General features: G+C 64.9%; 14 protein-coding genes. 11 read left to right on the top strand and 3 right to left on the bottom strand.

The features are described 5' to 3' along the window. The first annotated feature begins 11 nt into the window (after positions 1-11). A complete protein-coding gene (locus tag FIU85_RS06120) occupies positions 12-941 on the top strand; it encodes a GNAT family N-acetyltransferase (protein ID WP_152496242.1) in 930 nt (309 codons plus the stop codon). Between the two features lie 12 nt (positions 942-953). On the opposite strand, the gene FIU85_RS06115 is transcribed toward FIU85_RS06120, so the two are convergent. Further along, positions 954-2243 (bottom strand): FAD-binding oxidoreductase, encoded by a 1290-nt coding sequence (locus FIU85_RS06115; RefSeq protein WP_152496241.1) that lies wholly within the window; start codon positions 2241-2243, stop codon positions 954-956. 17 nt (positions 2244-2260) lie between these two features. Continuing rightward, the gene (locus tag FIU85_RS06110) at positions 2261-2926 is read right to left on the bottom strand and encodes a haloacid dehalogenase type II (protein ID WP_152496240.1); all 666 of its coding nucleotides are present in this window, start codon (positions 2924-2926) and stop codon (positions 2261-2263) included. 218 nt (positions 2927-3144) lie between these two features. Between FIU85_RS06110 and argE the strand changes: the two genes are divergently transcribed. The 9 genes from argE (at position 3145) to FIU85_RS06065 (ending at position 13700) form a co-directional block, all read left to right on the top strand. Further along, a complete protein-coding gene (gene argE, locus FIU85_RS06105; protein ID WP_152496239.1) occupies positions 3145-4269 on the top strand; it encodes an acetylornithine deacetylase in 1125 nt (374 codons plus the stop codon). A gap of 123 nt (positions 4270-4392) precedes the next feature. Continuing rightward, on the top strand, positions 4393-5232 hold the full coding sequence (locus FIU85_RS06100; RefSeq protein ID WP_152496238.1) for a GNAT family N-acetyltransferase: 840 nt from the start codon (positions 4393-4395) through the stop codon (positions 5230-5232). Positions 5233-5244: 12 nt separating this feature from the next. Then, a complete protein-coding gene (locus tag FIU85_RS06095) occupies positions 5245-6624 on the top strand; it encodes an aspartate aminotransferase family protein (RefSeq protein WP_152491622.1) in 1380 nt (459 codons plus the stop codon). Then, positions 6621-7532 (top strand): glyoxylate/hydroxypyruvate reductase A, encoded by a 912-nt coding sequence (locus FIU85_RS06090; protein WP_152496237.1) that lies wholly within the window; start codon positions 6621-6623, stop codon positions 7530-7532. The genes FIU85_RS06095 and FIU85_RS06090 overlap by 4 nt, the downstream gene beginning before the upstream one ends. A 178-nt stretch (positions 7533-7710) precedes the next feature. Then, complete coding sequence (locus FIU85_RS06085) at positions 7711-8433, top strand: HAD-IA family hydrolase (protein ID WP_254703015.1); 723 nt, start codon at positions 7711-7713, stop codon at positions 8431-8433. Positions 8434-8521: 88 nt separating this feature from the next. Continuing rightward, complete coding sequence (locus FIU85_RS06080) at positions 8522-10135, top strand: ABC transporter substrate-binding protein (protein WP_152496235.1); 1614 nt, start codon at positions 8522-8524, stop codon at positions 10133-10135. Between the two features lie 75 nt (positions 10136-10210). Continuing rightward, entirely contained in the window at positions 10211-11170 is a 960-nt protein-coding gene (locus FIU85_RS06075) for an ABC transporter permease (protein ID WP_152491626.1), read from the top strand. Next, positions 11170-12036 (top strand): ABC transporter permease, encoded by an 867-nt coding sequence (locus tag FIU85_RS06070; protein ID WP_152496234.1) that lies wholly within the window; start codon positions 11170-11172, stop codon positions 12034-12036. Before FIU85_RS06075 ends, FIU85_RS06070 begins: the two co-directional genes overlap by 1 nt. Beyond that, positions 12036-13700 (top strand): ABC transporter ATP-binding protein, encoded by a 1665-nt coding sequence (locus tag FIU85_RS06065; protein ID WP_152496233.1) that lies wholly within the window; start codon positions 12036-12038, stop codon positions 13698-13700. The genes FIU85_RS06070 and FIU85_RS06065 overlap by 1 nt, the downstream gene beginning before the upstream one ends. Positions 13701-13715: 15 nt before the next feature. On the opposite strand, the gene FIU85_RS06060 is transcribed toward FIU85_RS06065, so the two are convergent. Next, entirely contained in the window at positions 13716-14210 is a 495-nt protein-coding gene (locus FIU85_RS06060; protein ID WP_152491629.1) for an Lrp/AsnC family transcriptional regulator, read from the bottom strand. Positions 14211-14368: 158 nt separating this feature from the next. On the opposite strand from FIU85_RS06060, the gene FIU85_RS06055 reads away from it, so the two are divergent. Beyond that, entirely contained in the window at positions 14369-15694 is a 1326-nt protein-coding gene (locus FIU85_RS06055; protein ID WP_152496232.1) for an FAD-binding oxidoreductase, read from the top strand. Positions 15695-15696: the final 2 nt, after the last annotated feature.

Raw genomic sequence — 15696 nt, 5'->3', positions numbered from 1 at the left:
TATGCGTACGCATGGTAAGACAGGTTGGCGAGCCCGGAAATGACGCATTGTCCGCGGGAGACGCGTCGACGGACGACAGCTTTCGCGTGGACAAGTTCGTGGCCACCGCGCACCGGATCAGCCTGGCCGACCGGGCGCTGTTGCACGAACTGACCGTCGGGGTTTTCTGGCCGCACCGATGGCGTGATCTGGATGTCTTCATTTCGCTGGGCGAAGGGTACTTGGCGGTCGACGAGATCGGTCGCGCCATGGGGTCGGCCATGTGTTTTCGCGCGGAGCCGGATTTCGCGATGCTGGGCATGATGGTGACCGCGCCGCGGCTTCAGACGATGGGAACGGGGCGTTGGCTGTTGCGCAGGGTGATGAAAGAATGCTCCAAGGCGGACTTGCGGCTCAGCGCGACGCGGCAGGGATACCGGCTTTACAAGGAAGCGGGCTTTGTGCCGCTGACGACGATCCGGCAGCATCAGGGCATGACGCGGCGGGTTCAGTCGCCCGATCCGGTGCCTGGCGTCACCGCGCGCGCGATGGAGGTGGAAGACACCGCCGCAATCGCGGCGTTGGATACGCAAGCGTATGGGGCGGCAAGGGACAGGATCCTGGCGGAGATGCTGCGCCTGTCCGATGGCATGGTCGTCGAGCGGGAGGGCACGATCTGCGGTTTTGCGCTGCGCCGCCGTTTCGGGCGCGGGTGGGTCATAGGACCCGTGGTCGCCGAGACCGAGGACATCGCGATGATGCTGGCCGCCCCGCTGATCAAGCGCAGTGAAGGCGAGTTCGTGCGCCTTGACACGCCAGTGGAAAGCGAGAAGTTCAGCGCTTTCCTGTCGGCCATCGGTATGGGGGTCTACGACACCGTCACCGAAATGTACCTGGGCCGGCAGCGTCGACCGCTGGACGGCCCGCGGATGTTCGGACTGGCGGCCCACTCGCTTGGCTGAGCGCGGCGGGCATCAGGCCAGACGATCCTTGAGCGCAAACCACATGCCGACGAAGGGCAGGAACCAGGGACGGCCGGAGTAACCCGGCACGGTCGGCCAGTCGAGCCCGGCCAGAGGGTTGGTGTCTTCGCGGCCCATGGCGAGGTCGGCGAGCGACGCGCCCACCAAGGTCGACATCTGTGCGCCGTGCCCGGAGTATCCCATGCCGTAGATCATGTCGTCCATCTCGCCGGCGCGGGGCAGCCTGTCCTTGGTCATGCCCACAAGCCCGCCCCAGCAATAGTCGATCGGCACATTTGCAAGCTGCGGAAAGATCTGCGCCATGCCGGCGCGCAGGATGGCCCCCGACTTGGCGTCGGACCGCTGGTCGGACGTGGCCGAGAACCGCGCGCGTCCGCCGAAGATCAGGCGGTTGTCGGGCGACAGGCGGAAATAGTTTCCGATGTTCATGGAGGTTACGCAGGTGCGGTTGCCGGGCATGGTCGCCGCGACTTCGGCGTCGTCGAGCGGGCGCGTGGCCACGATGAAGGAGCCGACCGCGATGATGCGCTTGCGGAAGGGCTTGAGTGGGGCGGCGCCGTGGACGCCCGAGTAGGCGTCGGTCGCGGCGATCACACGCACCGCCTGGAGGTGACCGCGCGGGGTTTCGAGCCGCCAGCCGCCATTCTGCCTGTGCCGGGCCGTCACCGGCGCGCCTTCCCAGATCCGCGCTCCGTGGCCGGAGGCGGCGCGGGCCAGGCCGGTGACGTAGCGGCCCATATGCATCATCGCCGATTTCGGCTGAAGCGTCGCGCCGTGGAAGGCGCGAGAGCCGATTTCATCGCGCAGTTCGGACGCCTCGAGCCAGCGCGCCTCGGGGTCGACCTCGCGGGCGATCAGGTCGCAGTTCGCGCGCAGCCCGGCGACATGGCCGGGTTTGGAGGCGAGCTTGAGCTTGCCCGAGCGGCGGAAATCGCAGGAGATACGTTCCTCGGCAATGATATCCTCTATCATGTCGATCGAGCGATCGTAGGCCTTGTAAAGCGCGTGGGCGCGTGTTGCGCCCAGATGTGCCTTGGCGGCGGCATAGCCATGCGCAAGGCCGTTGTTGAGATGCCCGCCGTTGCGGCCCGATCCGCCTGCGCCGACATGCTGTGCCTCGAGCAGGGCCACCGACACGCCCGCGCGCGCCAGTCGCAGCGCGGCGCTGAGGCCGGTGAAGCCGCCACCGATGATGGCGACGTCGAACCGTCCTTCGACCGGGCCTTCGCAACCACCCTCGAAGGGCGCGGCGGTGTCGAGCCAGTAGGAGGTGTATTTCATTTCGTTCACCGCGTGCGTCAAAGCCCGACCAGTGCGGGCAGTTTCGAGATGTCCGGAATCTCGGTGTAGCCATAATAGGGATTGGCCGGTTCGTGGCCACGATTGACCCAGGCTTTGTGCGTCATGCCAAGATCATGTGCCGTCATCAGGTCGTAGCGGAAACTTGAGGAGACGTGCAGAACATCCTCGGGGCCGCAACCCAGCTGGTCGAACATGTACTCGAAGGCCTGCATCCGGGGTTTGTAGGCCTGCGCATCCTCGGCGGTGAAGACATGCGTGATGGGCACGCCGAGGTTGGCGATGTTGTGCGGGATCTGGCTGTTCATCGCGTTGGTCAGCGCAACGAGAGGGATCTTGCCGGCGATCTTGGAGAGCCCGGCGGTGACGTCGGGATGCGGACCCCAGGTGGGCACGCGTTCATAGATTTCGGTGGCGACAGCAGGGTCGAACGCCACGCCGTTGCGCTTGCAGGTGCGTTCAAGCGCGTTGTGCACAACCTCGGCATAAGGTTTCCAGGCCCCCAGAACTTCGTCCAGGCGGTAGGCGGAGAAATCCCGGATGAAGACCTCCATCGCGTCGGACGACAGCACCTTGCCGTAGTGATCGCGCGCGGCCTGGCTCATGTCGAAGAAGATCATGGTGCCGTGGCAGTCGAAAGTGATGAACTTGGGGGTGAAAGGCATGGGGGTCTCCGAAGGGTTCAAGATGCTTTCATCCTCGCCGTATCCGGACGGAATGGATTGCCGGGTTTTCCGCGCCTGCCGCAGGATATCGCGTTGATCGGGCGGGATGCGGCAAAAGGTGCCGTGGTATCGTGGCGATGCGATGCCCCTGATCGCCGCTTTCCATCCAGGATACACCATGCAGGCTTGCAAGCCGAAACAAGAGGAGTCGAGACGACATGCCATTTTCGTGCGCACCCGAAGATATGCTGGAAGAACTTGTGGGCCACGAGACGGTCGTGGGGCGCCCGAATCTGTCTTTGATCGAGGAGGTGGCGGACTGGCTGGTGGGTCACGGCATATCCTGCCGTATCCTGGTTGGGCCGGAGGGCGACCGGGCCAACCTTTTCGCCACGATCGGGAACGCGGATCGGCCAGGCTATGTTCTGTCGGGCCATGTGGACGTGGTGCCGGCGGGCGAGCCGGAATGGCAGGGCGATCCGTTCCGCCTGCGCAGGCGCAACGACCGGCTGATCGGGCGGGGCGCGTGCGACATGAAGGGGTTCGTTGCCGCGGTCCTGGCGGCGGCGCCCGGGTTGGCCGAGATGAGGCCCGCCGTTCCGATCCACATCGCGCTGTCCTATGACGAGGAGGCGGGGTGCAAGGGCGTGCCGCACATGATCGCGGCGATGCCGGAGTTATGTGCGCCGCCGCTGGGCTGCATCGTGGGCGAACCCACGGGGCTCGTGCCGGTGCTGGCGCACAAGGGCAAGGCCGCGCTGCGCCTGCGGGCGACGGGCGTGGCCGGTCACAGCTCGCGGCCCGACCTTGGGGCGAACGCGATCCATGCGTTATTGCCGGTGCTGCTCGCGGCCCGGGCACAGGCGCAAGCGCTGGAGGCCGAGGGTCCGCGGGACGACCGCTTTGCGCCGCCGTGGTCCAGCCTGCAGATCGGCACGGTGGCGGGTGGCCAGGCGCTCAACATCATTCCCGAGCGGGCGGAGGCGGAGATCGAGGCACGCGCCATCGCCGGTGTTGAGCCCCGGTCGCTGCTGGCGCCAGTGATTGATGCGGCGGAGAAGGCGGGTGTCGGCACCGAGTGGCTGTCGAGCTACCCGCCATTGGCGCTGGACGCGGGCGATCCGCTGGCCACGCTGGTGGCGGAGTTGTCGGGCAATTCTTTCGTCCGCGCCGTCAGTTTCGGGACCGAGGCGGGACTTTTCCAGCAGGCTGGCATGCCCGCGATCATCTGCGGACCTGGCGACATCGAGCGGGCGCACCGGCCCGAGGAATACCTGACACGGTCCGAGTTGCACGCCTGCCATGCGATGATTCTGGGGCTGGGCCAGCGCTGTGCCGCCTAGGGCGGCATTTCCTGCGGCGCGGGACACCGGGTGCGACAGAAAACTGCCGGACGCATTTCGCATCAGGCGAAACATGCCGATCCGTGCAGCCTAGCATCCAGAAAAATCAGCAAGAGTGAGTTCATGTCCGAGGCACCCGTGCAGACGCAGCCCGCAGAGAAACTGGAAATCCGGCCGCTTGGGCCAGAACATGTGGACGGCGCGCTGGCGCTGTCTCGCCAGGTTGGCTGGCCGCACCGGAAAGAGGACTGGGACCTTGCCCTGGCCGTTTCGGAGGGGGTTGTCGCGACCGAGGGCGACAGGGTGACGGGAACCGCCTGTTGCAGCCGCTTCGGTTCCGTCGCGTTGATCAACATGATCATCGTCGACGAGGCGATGCGTGGGCGTGGCCTTGGCCGCCGCCTGATGGAGGCCGCGATGGCGCTGGGCGCAGGCGACGAGATGCGTCTGGTGGCGACGCGCGAGGGACTGCCCCTCTACGAGAAGCTGGGATTCACGGCGACGCACCAGATCTTGCAGCATCAGGGCATCACCCGAGCCGCCGCACCGCAGCTTGTCGTGCGCGACGGCAGCCTGTCCGACATCGGCCGCCTTGCGGAATTGGACCGGGGAGCGTGCGGGCTGGAACGGCAGGCTCTGCTGGAGCGGATCGCGGCGCAGGGTCAGGTGCTTCTGGCGGAGGAAGGCTTTGCGCTGTTGCGGGAATTCGGACGCGGGCACGTGGTCGGGCCGGTGGTGGCGAAGGACGCGGTCGTGGCGCGCGCCCTGATTGCCGTAGCGGCAAGCCGGACCGAGGGCCGCTTCCTGCGTATCGACCTGCCCGAGGCGGCTGGACTGTCGGAATTCGTCACCGCCCTGGGGCTGGAACACGTGGGCGGAGGAACCGCGATGGTTCGCACGCCTGCGCCCGCAACGCCCTCAGACTATACGACTTATGCGCTTGTATCCCAAGCCCTTGGATAATCGGAGATAAACATGCTCGCAAATTCGCTCGTTGAACTTGACCGCCGGCACCTGGTGCACCCGCTTTCCTCTTTTCGCGGGCATGAGGCGCGCGGCGTACGCGTCATGCGGTCCGCGCAAGGGGCGCGGGTGACCGATAACGAGGGGCATGAACTGATCGACGGGTTCGCTGGACTGTGGTGTGTCAATGCAGGCTACGGCCAGGAAAGCGTTGTCGAGGCCGCCGCGGCGCAGATGCGGGAACTGCCCTATGCCACCGGGTATTTCAATCTGGGCGCGGAGGCACCGATCCGGCTGGCGGCGGAACTGGCCGAGCGGGCGCCGGGCGATCTGGACCACGTCTATTTCAGCCTGGGCGGGTCGGATGCGGTGGACAGTGCCGTGCGGTTCATCCGCTACTACTGGCATGCGCAAGGCAAGCCCGAGCGGGATCAGTTCATCTCTGTCGCGCAGGGGTTTCACGGTTCGACCTCGGCGGGCGCGGGTCTGACGGCGCTGCCGGTTTTCCATGAGGGGTTCGGTGTGCCCTATGACTGGCAGCACAAGATCCCGTCGCATTATGCCTATCGCAATCCGGTTGGATCGGACGAGGCCGGGATCATCGCCGCCTCGACCGCGGCCCTGCGTGCCAAGGCCGAGGAACTTGGCCCCGAGCGCGTCGCCGCGTTCTTCGTCGAGCCTATCCAGGGATCGGGCGGGGTCCTGGTCCCGCCCAAGGGATGGATCAAGGCAATGCGCGAGGTGTGCACCGAGCTTGGCATCCTGTTCGTGGCCGACGAGGTGATCACCGGGTTCGGCCGGACCGGGCCACTGTTCGCCAGCGAAGAGGAAGGGATCGTGCCCGACCTGATGACGGTCGCCAAGGGACTGACCTCGGGTTACGCCCCCATGGGCGCCGTGTTCATGCGCGACCACGTCTACCAGACGATCGCCGAAGGCGCGGGCCAGAAGCTGATCGGGCACGGGTTTACCTATTCGGGGCACCCGGTCTCCGCGGCGGTGGGCCTCGAGGTCCTGAGACTCTACGAAGGCGGGCTTCTGGAAAACGGCCGCCGGCAAGGCGCACGACTGCAGGCCGGGCTGGCCGGGCTTTCGGACCACCCGCTGGTGGGGGATGTGCGGGGACGCGGAATGCTGGCGGCGGTGGAGCTTGTCACGGACAAGGACAAAAAGACACCGCTGCCCGCAGCTGCGCTGGAGGGCGGTACGCGGCTGTTCGACCGCGCCTACGATAACGGCTTGATCGTACGGGCTTTTGCCCAGGGCATCTTGGGTTTTGCCCCGCCGCTGTGTTGCACCGATGGAGAGATCGATCAGATCATCGAGCGCACTCGCCGGGTGCTGGACCTGACGTTGGAAGATCCCGAGATCCGCGAGGTGATGCGCGCATGACCTTGCTGTTGATCGGACCATCCGAACGGGGGCGGGTCTGGCGCCAGATCTTCGATGAGGCCGGGGAGCCGATGGTATTCGGCGAGGACGCGGTGGACGATCCGAAGGCGGTCTCTCACCTGGCCTGCTGGAACCCGCCCGATGACCTGGGGCGCTATCCCAACCTGAAGACCGTGATCAGTGTCGGTGCCGGGGTCGACCAGATGCCGCCAATGCCGCAAGGCGTCGCCCTTGTGCGCACGCTGGCGCCCAGCGTCGACGAGATGGTTCGCGACTGGGTCCTGATGGCCACCCTGATGCTGTACCGCGACATGCCGCGCTATCTTGCGCAGGCCTCCGAGGGCGAATGGCGCGCCCATCCGCCGCAACGGGCCAGTGCCGGCCGGGTGGGGATCATGGGCCTGGGCCGGATCGGACGCGCGGTCGCGGAGGTCGCGGGGGCGCTGGGTTTCGATGTTGCGGGCTGGAGCCGGTCGGGCGCGCCCGTCGCCGGCGTCGATGTTTACGGGCCGGATGATCTGGAGCCATTCCTGGCGCGGACCGACCTGTTGATCTGCCTGCTGCCGTTGACCGATGAGACGCGAGGGCTGTTGTCCTCACGCGTTTTCGCAATGCTGCCCCGGGGGGCTGCGCTGGTTCATGCGGGACGCGGCGCGCAGCTGGACATGGAGGCGATGCGTGCTGCGCTGGACGACGGACACCTCAAGTCCGCGATGCTGGACGTGACAGAGCCCGAGCCCCTGCCGAAGGACCATTGGGCCTGGCAGGATCCGCGGGTCATCGTCACGCCGCATATCGGCGGGCAGACGGATTCGGAAGAAGGGGCGCGTCACGCCCTGGCTGTCATTCGCGCCAGCCGGACGGGCGATGATCTGCCGGGTCTCGTACACGGAAAAAAGGGGTACTGACGCAAGAAAATGCCCCGGCATTTCGCACCGCGCAACCGGGCAAAACGAAAGAATCTGCCGCTTCGCAAGCAACTTTCGATCCCACACCGCCTGCTGACGCGGCCAGTATCAATGAAGGAAAGGCGCCTTCTACGCAGGTAACGCGGTGGCAGGCAACGAAAAGGTTCATATGGCACAGATGACAGCGACAAAACCCTTGACCACCTTCAGCTACGTGAGTTTCGACGTGGTCGGCACGCTGATCGATTTCGAAGCTGCGATCACCGGGGCGATTGACAGCGTCGCGGTGGAGGCGGGTGTCGACCTCGACTTGGAGAAGGTGCTGTCATTCTACGGCGCACTGCGCAGCGAGCCCGAGGCGGAACTTTTCCCGGATGACCTGGCACGGTGCTACGGCCGTATCGCCGCCGAGTTCGGGTTGCCCGACACACCCGAATTGCGCACACGCATCGTCGAGGCGGTCGGGGATGCCGACCCTTTCCCCGACAGTGCCGAGGCGCTGGCGCGGCTGGGCGAACGCTACCGGCTGATTGCCATGACCAACGCCCGCCGGTGGGCTTTCGAGCGCTACGACGCCAAGCTGGGTCATCCCTTCTGGGCCGGTTTCACGACCGATGACACGGGCACCGAGAAGCCGGACCCGGCCTTCTTTCACAAGGTTTTCGCCCATGTCGAGGCGACAGGCGGTACGCCGGAGCAGATCCTGCACGCGGCGCAAAGCCAGTATCACGACATCGGAATCTCGCGGCAGCTTGGCATGACGAATGCCTGGATCGAGCGTCGCCACGGGCAGGCCGGGTACGGCGGCACCATCAAACCCGAGGCCGTTACCGAACCCGATTACCACTTCAAATCTCTTGCGGAACTGGCCGATGCGGCCGACCGCGCCGCCGGGAATTGAGCCCGGCATCCAGTCGCGAACCGGCCGCCAGAGCCGGGCGTGGCCAAACCTGAACCAGAAACCGACTTAGCAACAGGGAAGACAAGACATGACCCACAAGAAACCCAACAACTGGACCGGGCGCGACGACGCCATGGTCGAGGATGCGATTCGCCGCGGTGCCTCGCGCCGCGATCTGCTGAAGATGCTCATGGGCTCCGGTATCGCCCTTGGCGCCGGGAGCAGCCTGCTGATGAGTGCAAGCCGCGCCGTGGCCGAGACGCCCAAGAGCGGCGGTCACCTCAAGGCCGCGGGCTGGTCCGCCTCGACCGCTGACACGCTTGACCCCGCAAAGGCGTCGCTGTCGACCGACTACACCCGCTGCTGCGCGATCTACAACCGCCTGACCTTCCTGAACGAGGCAGGCGAAGTCGAGATGGAACTGGCCGAAGCGGTCGAGTCCGAAGACGCACAGACCTGGAACGTCAAGCTGAGACCGAACGTCACCTTCCACGATGGCAAGACGCTGAGCTCTGCCGATGTGGTGTTCACGCTGAAGCGCCACCTGGATCCCGATGTCGGCTCGAAGGTGAACTCGATCGCGTCGCAGATGGCCGAGATTTCGGCGGTGGACGATCTGAACGTCAAGATCGTTCTGTCGGAACCCAACGCCGACCTGCCCACCATCCTGTCGCTGCACCACTTCATGATCGTGGCCGATGGCACCACGGATTTCGCCAAGGGCAACGGCACCGGCGCATTCAAGGTGGAGGAGTTCGAGCCGGGCGTCCGGTCGATCCTGGTGAAGAACCCGGATTACTTCAAAGAAAGCGGGCCCTACCTGGACAGCTTCGAATACTTCGCGATTCCCGACAACAATGCCCGCGTCAACGCGCTCTTGTCCGGGGACATCCACCTGGCCGCGGCGGTCAACGCGCGGTCGCTGCGGATGATGGAAGGCCAGCCGAACGTCGAGACGATGATCAGCACCTCCGGCAACTATACCAACCTGAATATCCGTCTGGACCTGGAGCCGGGCGCGAAGGCCGGGTTCATCGAGGGCATGAAGCACCTTGTGCGCCGTGAGCAGATCCAGAAATCGGTTCTGCGCGGTCTGGCCGAGATCGGCAATGACCAGCCGGTTTCGCCCGCGAACCGCTATCACAACAGCGAATTGGCGCCGAAGGCCTATGATCCCGAGAAGGCCAAGGCATTGTTCGAGAAGGCCGGTCTGATGGGCCAAACGATCCCGATCATCGCGTCGGACGCCGCCAACGCGTCGATCGACATGGCGACCGTGGTGCAACAGGCCGGTGCCGAAATCGGCATGACCTTTGATGTGCAGAGGGTGCCGTCGGATGGCTACTGGTCCAACTACTGGCTGAAGTCGCCTGTCCATTTCGGCAACATCAACCCGCGGCCGACGCCGGACATCCTGTTCTCGCTTCTGTATCATTCCGAGGCGCCCTGGAACGAAAGCCAGTACAAGTCCGAGAAGTTCGACAGCATGCTGGTCGAGGCGCGCGGAATGCTGGACGAGACCAAGCGGACCGACATGTACTGGGAGATGCAGGAGATGGTCGCCAACGAGGCCGGCACGATCATCCCGACCTACATCTCGAACGTGGACGGCATGGCCAAGGAAGTGAAGGGCATGCGTCCGAACCCGCTTGGCGGGCAGATGGGTTATGCCTTTGCAGAGTACGTCTGGCTGGACGCCTGAGGCCCCGGCTGAACCAAACGCCCGCGCGTGGTATCATGCGCGGGCCACTTTCATTCCTGACACGCGAGGCGCCTCATGCTCCGCTCGACCACAACATGGATCCTTGTCGGCAAACGGCTGGGTATCGCGTTCCTGACGCTGATCATCGTGTCCTTCGCGGTGTTCTTCGCGACCGAAATGCTGCCGGGTGACGTGGCGCAGATCCTGCTGGGGCAGGCGGCGACCCCCGAGGCCGTGGCCGGCCTGCGCGATGCGATGGGCCTGAATGAACCTGCATTGCAGCGCTTCCTGGGGTGGTTGGCGGGCCTTGCCACGGGCGACATGGGGCGTTCTTACGTCAATGGCATCGATGTGGCCGAGTTGCTGGGCGGACGCTTGCAGAATTCGTTGCGGCTGGCCGGGATCGTGACCGCGATCTGCGTGCCGGTGGCGCTGACCCTGGGGATCGTCGCCGCGATGTACCGCGGCTCGTGGCTTGACCGGGCCGTGTCCGTGGCGACTATCTCGGTCATCTCGGTGCCGGAGTTCATGGTCGCAACGTTGGCCGTTCTGGTCTTTGCCGTCTGGCTCGATTGGCTGCCGGCGCTAAGCTATGGCGTCAACGTGGACAGCATCGGCGCGATGTTGCGGGCCTATGCGATGCCGGTCATCACCCTGAGCTTCGTCGTGTCGGCGCAGATGATCCGCATGACCCGCGCCGCCGTGATCGAGACGATCGAGACGCCCTATGTCGAGATGGCGCTGCTGAAAGGCGCGTCGCGCCAGCGCATGGTCCTGGTTCACGCCCTGCCAAATGCCCTAGGACCCATTGCCAACGCGGTGGCGCTGTCGCTTTCGTATCTCGTGGGCGGGGTGATCATCGTCGAGACCGTCTTCAACTATCCCGGGGTCGCCAAGCTGATGGTGGATGCCGTCTCGACCCGGGACCTGCCACTGATCCAGTCCTGCGCGATGGTCTTCTGCGTCAGCTACCTGACGCTGATCACGCTGGCGGACATGGTCGCAATCCTCTCGAACCCAAGGCTACGCCAGTGATGACGACAACCAACGGCTCTTCCCGCAAATTCCGCCTGCCGACGCCCGGAAACATGGGCTACAGCTTTGGCTGGGTCGGCAGGATCGGCGCCGCGATCATACTGTTCTGGGCGATCGTCGCGCTGGTCGGCAACTGGATCACCCCTTATCCCGTGGGCGAGATTGTCGACTGGGACTATTTCAGCGGCGTCAGCGCGGCGCATTGGATGGGCACGGATTACCTGGGCCGGGACATCTTCTCGCGGGTCCTGATGGGCGCACGTTACACGGTGGGGATTGCCCTGGCGGCGGTGACGCTGGCCTGTTCGATCGGGGTCATCCTGGGGATGATCGCGGCGGTCATCGGTGGTTGGTTCGACACGCTGCTGTCGCGGCTGCTGGATGCGTTCAACGGCATCCCCTCGCTGCTTTTCGGCCTTGTTGTCGTGGCTGCCGTGGGCTCCTCGATCCCGGTTCTGATCCTGACGCTGGCGGCCATCTACATGCCCGGCTCGTACCGATTCGCGCGGGCGCTGGCGGTCAATATCAACACCATGGATTTCGTCACCGTTGCGCGCGCGAGGGGTGAGGGCACGCCCTACATGATCGCGCGCGAGATATTTCCCAACATCCTGGGGCCCGTGCTGGCGGACCTGGGCTTGCGGTTCGTCTTTATCGTTCTGGTCCTGTCGGGACTGTCGTTCCTGGGGCTCGGCGTTCAGCCGCCCTATGCGGACTGGGGCGCACTGGTGCGCGAGAATATCGAAGGGCTGAGCCTTGGGGCGCCGGCGGTGATCTTTCCCTGCATCGCCATCGCGTCGCTGACCATCTCGGTGAACATGTTCATCGACAACCTTCCCACCAAGATCAGAGACAGGGCAGACTGATGACAGATACACCACTTGTTTCCGTCCGCGACCTGCACATCGGCGCGGTGACCGACTCGGGCCGCAAAGTCGAGATCATTCGCGGCGTGGATTTCGACATTGCGCCGGGCGAGATGCTGGCGCTGATCGGAGAATCCGGGTCGGGAAAGACGACGATCGCACTGTCGCTCATGGGCCATACGCGCCGGGGCTGCGACATCAAGGGCGGCACGATCCGGGTGGGCGAGCATGACATCACCGGCATGAGCGAACGCAAACGGGCGCGGCTGCGTGGCTCGGACGTCTCGTACGTTCCGCAATCGGCGGCGGCGGCGTTCAACCCCTCGAAAAGAATCATGGACCAGGTGGTCGAAGCCACGCGCATTCACGACCTGATGCCGCTGGACAAGGCGCGCGAACGTGCGCGGTCGCTCTTTCGAGCGCTTGCGCTGCCCGATCCCGACACGATCGGGGATAGGTATCCGCACCAGGTGTCGGGCGGGCAGCTTCAGCGCCTGTCGGCGGCCATGGCCTTGATCGGTGATCCGCAACTCGTGATCTTCGACGAACCTACGACGGCGCTGGATGTCACCACGCAGATCGAGGTCTTGCGCGCGTTCAAGCGGGTGATGGAAGACGGGGGGATGGCCGGTGTCTATGTGAGCCACGATCTGGCCGTCGTGGCGCAGATCGCGGACCGGATCGTGGTGCTGAAGAACGGCGAGATCCAGGAGCAGGGCACGACCGAGCAGATCCTGAACGCGCCGAAACATCCCTACACCAAGGAATTGCTCGCGGCTTTCGACCCGGTGCCGCACGAGGCCGTCGCCCAGGTCGAACCCGAGAAGGAGACGCCGATCCTGGAGGTTCGGAACCTGTGCGCGGGCTACGGCCCGATGAAGGATGGTGAGCCTCTTGCCAAGGTGATGAAAGATGTGAATTTCGAGTTGTATCGCGGTCGGAACCTGGGCGTGATCGGCGAATCGGGCTCTGGCAAGTCGACACTGGCGCGGGCCGTCGCCGGAATTCTGCCGGCCTATCGCGGCGAGGTGCTGCTGGATGGAAAGGTACTGGATCCGTCGCTGGCCAAGCGCAGCAAGCAGGAATTGCGCCGTGCTCAGATCGTCTTTCAGTTGGCCGATACGGCGCTGAACCCGGCGCATTCGGTGGGTGCGATCATCGCGCGGCCCTTGAAGTTCTACAAGGGTTTGCGCGGAGAGGCCTGCGATAAGCGCGTGATCGAACTCTTGAACATGGTCCACTTGCCACCGGCTCTGCGGCACCGCCTGCCGTCGGAACTGTCGGGCGGGCAGAAACAGCGTGTGAACCTCGCGCGTGCGCTGGCGGCCGAGCCGGAATTGATCCTGTGTGACGAGATCACCTCGGCGCTGGATACCGTCGTGGCCGCTGCGATTCTGGAGCTGCTGAAGGAACTGCAGCAGGAGCTGGGCCTCAGCTACATGTTCATCAGCCACGACCTGTCGACGGTCGAGGCGATCTGCGACGACGTTCTGGTCATGTACAAGGGCGAGGTCGTCGAGGCTCTGCCGGCCGCGCGCATGTCCGAGGAAGCCAAACATGCGTATTCGCGTCTGCTGGTTTCTTCAGTGCCGCAACTGGATACTGGCTGGCTTTCCGGCCTCGAGCAGGATCCGGAACTGTTGGCGGCATTCTCGGACCGATAGCGCGAGCGCGGCGTGTCACTGGGTGTCGGCAAAGAGCCGGGTCAGTGGCAGTTGCCGCTTGACGAACGGGGTCTTCATCACGACGAAGCTGAAATAGCGGTCGATGACCTCGCTGCGGTCGATGAGGTCCTCGATGATTTCCTGATAGTCGCTGATACCGGACGTGACGAACTTTGCCAGATAGTCGTAACCGCCCGAAATCAGGTGACATTCGACACAGTTGTCGATCTTTTCAAGGGCCTCCTGAAAGCGGGCGAAATCTATCTGACGATGGTTCTTCAGCGTGAATTCGGTGAAGACGGTCAGCGTCTCGCCCAGCTTGGCCACGTTGATCAGCGCCGAATAGCCGGTGATGTAGCCAGATTTCTGCAACTTCTTCACGCGGGTCAGGCAGGGGGAGGGCGACAAGTGGACGAGATCGGCCAGTTCGACATTCGTGATCCGGCCGTTGCGCTGCAACTCGGCCAGTATCCTGACGTCGATGCGGTCCAGCTTTTGCGAATTGCTCATCAGTCCTGTCCTTGCATGAAACGGCGCCCCACGCCATGCCGTGGTTTGCCCGCCCACGAGCCCCGGCAAATACGCAACGATCTGCCGGTCAATTTCCCATATGCGGCACAAAGCACCGAAACTCTACAGCTAGGTTTCGAGAAACACATGGAATAATCATGCCTGCACCTTTGCTTGAAATCGAAACGCACAGCGAAATTCCGGAGCACGCCGATTGCGTGGTCATCGGCGGCGGGATCGTCGGCGTCAGCGCCGCGTACTGGCTGGCCCGCGCGGGACAAAGCGTCGTCCTGCTGGAGAAAGGCCGGATCGGTGCCGAACAATCCAGCCGCAACTGGGGCTGGTGCCGCCAGCAGAACCGCGATGCGCGCGAGTTGCCGTTGTCCACCCGGAGCCTTGGCTTGTGGGAAGAGATGACTGCCGATATCGGCGCGGACTTGGGCTTTCAGCGCTGCGGGTTGTTGTACCTGTCGAACGATGCGGCTGAACTGGACGGCTGGGCGCGCTGGGGACGGTTTGCCCGCGGCGAGGGTGTGGACACGCGGATGTTGAGCGCAGACGAGGCAACGCAGCGCGGATCGGCCACCGGCAAGGACTGGCAGGGCGGTGTATGGTCGCCCAGTGACGGTGTTGCGGACCCGTCGCGTGCGGCCCCGCTGATTGCGACGGGGATCATCCAGCACGGCGGCACTGTCGTGCAGGGATGCGCGGCGCGCGGGCTGGAAACCGAAGACGGCGCGGTCTCTGGGGTGATCACAGAGCGCGGGACGATCCGCACCCGGGTGGCGGTGATGGCCGGCGGGGCCTGGGCCGGCAGCTTCATGTACCGCCACGGCATAGGGTTCCCGCAGGCCTCGGCGCGCAGCTCGATCCTGTCGGTGGCGCCCGGCGCGACGGGCATTCCGGATGCGCTGCACACTGCCAAGGTGTCCGCCACGCGGCGCCGGGACGGCGCCTATACGCTGGCGGTCTCGGGGCTGGCCAATCTCGATCCGACGCCGGGGGCCATAGCCGGGGCGCGACATTTCCTGCCCATGTTCGCCAGGCGATGGCGGGTTCTGCGCCCCGGTGGCGCACAGGCGTGGCGCGCCGGTTTCGAGACGCGCAAGGCCTGGGCGTTCGACCGCGAGACGCCGATGGAGCACACCCGCATTCTGGATCCAAGACCCAGCAAGGCGCTGATCGACCTGACGCTGAAGCGCGCGCGTGCGCTGTTGCCCGGGTTGGCCGGGCTGCCGGTGCAGGCGCAATGGGCGGGTTATATCGACAGCACGCCGGACGGCGTGCCGGTGATCGACGCCGATATCGGCACGCCCGGGCTGGTGCTGGCCGCGGGCTTGTCCGGGCATGGCTTTGGTATCGGGCCAGGCGTCGGGCACCTGGTGGCGGACCTGGTTCTTGGGCGCACGCCGATCACCGAGACCCGGCAATATCGTCTTGCCCGTTTCGGCAAAGGGCAGTGGGGCAAGGTTGCCGACTTCTGATC

The sequence above is a fragment of the Roseovarius sp. THAF8 genome (genome assembly GCF_009363735.1).
Classification (GTDB): domain Bacteria; phylum Pseudomonadota; class Alphaproteobacteria; order Rhodobacterales; family Rhodobacteraceae; genus Roseovarius.
The sequence above is the reverse complement of the archived record's forward strand: the minus strand, read 5'-3'. Positions and strand labels throughout refer to the sequence as shown.